Below are 4,206 nucleotides of genomic sequence, written 5' to 3' on the forward strand. Positions count from 1 at the left end.
AAAGCACTGGTTGTCGTACTTTTAAAGATTACCCCCATCAATAATTGACCCAAAGGAACGGCACATTGAGAAACAGCTATGATCGTTGCCATTACCTTCCCCAGATTTTCTTTTACTATTCACTACAGCAAATCCTAGTATAGGATTCATCGTAATCGTTATTATAGAAATGATTATTGGAGTGATGTTAAGTGCAATTTCGATTTACTTGATCACACTTGTTCAACGAATCACACTAAAAGAAAACCTGGGGAAGGTGATGGCAACGATCATAGCTGTTTCTCAATGTGCCGTTCCTTTGGGTCAATTATTGATGGGGGTAATCTTTAAAAGTACGACAACCAGTGCTTTCGTACCGTTACTGCTTACTAGCGGATTCGTTCTCTTGATTTCTGGTGTGTGTTTTGTGTTGTTTAAAGAAACGAAGGAAAGCGATATTTATCCGGTGAAGGAATAATGCGAAAAAATAGGTAGGAAGAAATAAGTAAAGAGGTTCGTTTAAAAAACAGTTCCCTTGGAGGTGCCTGCAAACGCCGTAGAAATAGGAGGATCTCTGCTGAAAACGAATGGAGCTGAATAACAGTTGGTTCAACTATCAAGCAATGAACCGAGTGCTGAAACATGTTTTTCTATTTAAGTGTCATTCAAAAGGGAGGATGTAAAAAACTTCCTTTTTAAACACATGACGAATGAACAAGTGTAACCTGTTTTCGGTCTTATAAAACGCCTAAAAAACGCCTATTCGATTTCGAGTAGGGGTTTTTTATTGAAATGCAAACGGACCTATGATGTAATTGATTCATCCTTCTCAATTGATAAAGATAAGATTCCAATGATCCTCTCTTTTTAGGTAAGTGATGGAAAGCAGTCCAAAATACTGATAAAACTTAATCAATTTTTCATCAAAACCCTTCGCCCTGTCAGATTATTTTAGCGAAAACTCATGATTATCCCATTCAATCACCATTCTGAGGCGTATACTCTTTCTGGTGATTGAAACCAAGAAAGCGATCGGATCCGCTAAAGAATCAAGAAAGAAATGCTTGAATACATAAACGAATGCAAGATAAATACGGTTTTTGATAGATCAGATCCCTAATGATATCTTTCAGCAGAATAGATACGTAAAATTCCGGTTTCAATATTATAAAAGTGCTGAGAGGAGACCACTATGCTAAAAATTTTTTCTAAAGTTCCTGTTGTTTCTAACGATAGTCGTCTATTCGCTATACTAATGGCCTTTTCAGGGGGAGCAATAGATGTCTATTGTCACAATTATTTTCATGGGTTAGTTGCTACACAGACCGGAAATGTGATCTTGATGGCGTCAAATTTATCTCAAAATGATTGGCAGCAAATGCTTCCTAAAATCCTATCTATCATCATGTTCACAATAGGTTTCTTATTAGGGATCCTTCTTAAACGGAGCAATTTCAGTGACTACTGGCGCAGCTATACCATGTTACCAGCAATTTTATCTAGTTTCGTTATTCCCTTATTGTCGCAAGATCTTCAACTTTTTAAAATTGGTCTTCTTGCTTTTGGGAGTGGGTTACTCATGTTGACATTTAATGGTACTCAAATTGAAGGAAATCCTTATACGATTATGATGACCTCGGGGAACTACCGAAAGATGCTTAACGAATGGTACTTGTATTTGACCGCAAAAGATAAGTCTACCAGACAAAGAAGGAATGCCCACAACTACACCATCGTGGTTGTCTCTTTTATTGTGGGTGCCTGTTTACTAGCCTTTATCAGCCAGTCTTTGAACATATACTCAATTTGGATAGTAACGATCACATTTACCATTTCTTTTTTTATTGAGATGTATCATGCGAAAAAGACGCGTTCGTGATGGCGGGTTCATTATTTATGAAAGGTGAACAAGCCAATTTAATTGGGTGAAATGGATAATAGATAAGCATCAAAGTTAGAAAAACCTGACTTTGATGCTTTTTTGTGATTGTTCAACAGAATGAGGAAAGGTATAGCCATTGGTTAACTGAATAGTCTTACTCAACAAAAGGAAAGGATATGTAGGAGTGAGCAACTTAGATTGGTTAAATCAGATAGAAAAAAAGGAAAGCAGCTTCTTAATAGTAAAGTTATTGTTGTTTCTGCCTTTCCATACTATTTTTCAATTCCAGCCTAAATAAGATCAAACTCAAAATAAATCGATCAATGAAGAAGACTCTGCAATTTGAAAAAGCCTCTACATAAAAAATCTTTTGAAAAATCCATTTCGAGAGTTGTATATACATGTTATAATTTGCTTGAGGAGAAGTTCTTCAAAAAGTAAAATAAGAATGGAGTCGATTTTATGAATGTCAATCTTTATGACATTAAACTTGTCGCTGTGGATATGGATGGTACTTTTGCCAGAAGTGACTATACTTATGACAGACCAAGATTTAAAGCGCTTTTATCGCGGATGGAAAAAGCAGGGTGTCAATTTGTCGTGGCCAGTGGGAATCAGTATTATCAATTACGAGATCTTTTTCCGGAGGAGCATCAGCAATTGAGTTTTGTAGCTGAAAACGGCGCACTGGTAAAAGATAAACAGGAACTTGTCTTTTCGGCGAATGTTTCCAGAGAAGCAATAATGAAAACGTTATCTTTTTGTAAAGATAATCCCGAAGTGAAAAATGTCATGTGTGGACTGAACAGTGCTTACTGTGAACGAGGAACTGTCAGTGAAGAATTCTTCAAATTAACCAATATCTATTATCATAGACTGATGTGGGTCGATGATTTTGCTGAAGTAGACGATCAAATTCTAAAATTTGCCCCTACAGTTCCAGTTGAAAAAACTGAATACTATACTGAGCGATTTAAGAGGGAACTAGAGGGATTGCTGGTACCAACTGGAAGTGGTCATGGCTCCGTAGATTTGATTGTTCCTGGATGCCATAAAGCCTCTGGATTGGAACGACTTGTTCAACGTTGGGGGATTACTCCAGAGCAGTGTGTCGCTTTTGGCGATGGAGGAAACGACCTGGAAATGTTACAATATTGTGGACGAGGCTATGCGATGGATAATGCACCGGCTAATGTAAAAGCAGCAGCAGACTATGTGTGCCCATCAAATGATGAGGATGGGGTTCTCGTCACGTTGGATCAGCTATTCCCAAAAGAATAAATTGAAAGACCCGTTCCGCAAATACTGTCTATTAGGAGTAAAAAATGAAAGATATCAAAATCATATTCTTTGATGTCGATGGTACATTGATCGATATGAATAAGAAAGAGATTTCCACAAGTGTGCTAACCGCATTGCAAGAATTGAAAAAGCGCAAGATCATTCTTTGTATTGCTACTGGAAGAAGTCCAATCGCGCTACCGCATTTCGATCAAGTCACATTTGATGCTTTTTTGACTTTCAATGGTTCTTACTGCTTTAATCACGAGCATACGATTTATAAAAATCCGATTCCACTAAAAGATATCTCTACCATTGTTGGGAATGCCACTGCTTTGAATCGTCCGGTGGCGATCGCAACCAGTAATCAAACAGTGGCCAATGGAAAAGATAGTGACCTGATCGAGTATTTCTCATTTGCCCATCAAGAGATTGTTTTAGCAGAGAACTTCGATGAAATGATCAACAAAGAAGAAATTTTTCAACTTATGTTAAGTTCTCGAAAAGAAGACTATGCAACGATTATGCAAAACACCTCGGATGCTAAAATTGCTGCTTGGTGGGATCGAGCGGTAGATATTATTCCTTCAAGTAGCGGCAAAGGAACCGGGATTGCCAAAATATTGGATTATTATGGATTGGACCAATCGCAAGCATTGGCTTTCGGCGATGGCAACAATGATATCGAAATGCTTCAATCGGTAGGATGGGGCGTAGCTATGGCGAATGCTTCGGATGAATTGAAGGCAATAGCGGATGAAGTCATCGGTCATGTAGCAGATGATGGGATTTATCATTACTGCAAAGCCCAAGGATTGATCTAAGCGGTTCTTTGAGAAGGTAGCTGATAGAACTTACATTTCTTATCGGCAAAAAATTTAAACTAGGTTGATGCGAAAGGGATTAAAAGGACTAAGTCTCCTTTTGCTTATACGAAATTTAATGAGTTTCATGTGTTTAAAACAAAAAAATCTGTTTAAACAGATTGAAAAGGATAAAAAGCCTGTTGTTTAGGGCTTTTTATCCTTTCTTTTTTTGGCATGGATCTTGCTTTTAATAAAGTG

The 4,206-nt window shown here is 37.6% G+C and carries 4 protein-coding genes; all 4 read left to right on the forward strand.

From position 1 onward, the window contains the following. Positions 1-184 precede the first annotated feature (184 nt). The 4 genes from Q0A12_RS06910 to Q0A12_RS06925 all read left to right on the forward strand — a co-directional run bounded on the left by Q0A12_RS06910 (position 185) and on the right by Q0A12_RS06925 (position 3,966). Positions 185-457 carry a hypothetical protein gene (locus tag Q0A12_RS06910; protein WP_291291926.1) on the forward strand — a complete coding sequence of 91 codons (273 nt, stop codon included), beginning with the start codon at positions 185-187 and terminating at the stop codon, positions 455-457. Positions 458-1,171: 714 nt separating this feature from the next. Next, the gene (locus tag Q0A12_RS06915) at positions 1,172-1,858 is read left to right on the forward strand and encodes a YoaK family protein (protein WP_291291927.1); all 687 of its coding nucleotides are present in this window, start codon (positions 1,172-1,174) and stop codon (positions 1,856-1,858) included. A gap of 465 nt (positions 1,859-2,323) precedes the next feature. Beyond that, entirely contained in the window at positions 2,324-3,142 is an 819-nt protein-coding gene (locus Q0A12_RS06920; protein WP_291291928.1) for a Cof-type HAD-IIB family hydrolase, read from the forward strand. 44 nt (positions 3,143-3,186) lie between these two features. Next, positions 3,187-3,966 carry a Cof-type HAD-IIB family hydrolase gene (locus Q0A12_RS06925; RefSeq protein ID WP_291291929.1) on the forward strand — a complete coding sequence of 260 codons (780 nt, stop codon included), beginning with the start codon at positions 3,187-3,189 and terminating at the stop codon, positions 3,964-3,966. Positions 3,967-4,206: the final 240 nt, after the last annotated feature.

Origin of the sequence: Enterococcus sp., assembly GCF_022711995.1 — a bacterium.
Classification (GTDB): Bacteria; Bacillota; Bacilli; order Lactobacillales; family Enterococcaceae; genus Enterococcus_D.

Excerpts from the sequence above, each read along its gene's own strand:
- Q0A12_RS06915 (WP_291291927.1), top strand. The coding sequence starts at position 1,172 with ATGCTAAAAATTTTTTCTAAAGTTCCTGTTGTTTCTAACGATAGTCGT.
- Q0A12_RS06920 (WP_291291928.1), top strand. The coding sequence starts at position 2,324 with ATGAATGTCAATCTTTATGACATTAAACTTGTCGCTGTGGATATGGAT.
- Q0A12_RS06910 (WP_291291926.1), top strand. The coding sequence starts at position 185 with ATGTTAAGTGCAATTTCGATTTACTTGATCACACTTGTTCAACGAATC.
- Q0A12_RS06925 (WP_291291929.1), top strand. The coding sequence starts at position 3,187 with ATGAAAGATATCAAAATCATATTCTTTGATGTCGATGGTACATTGATC.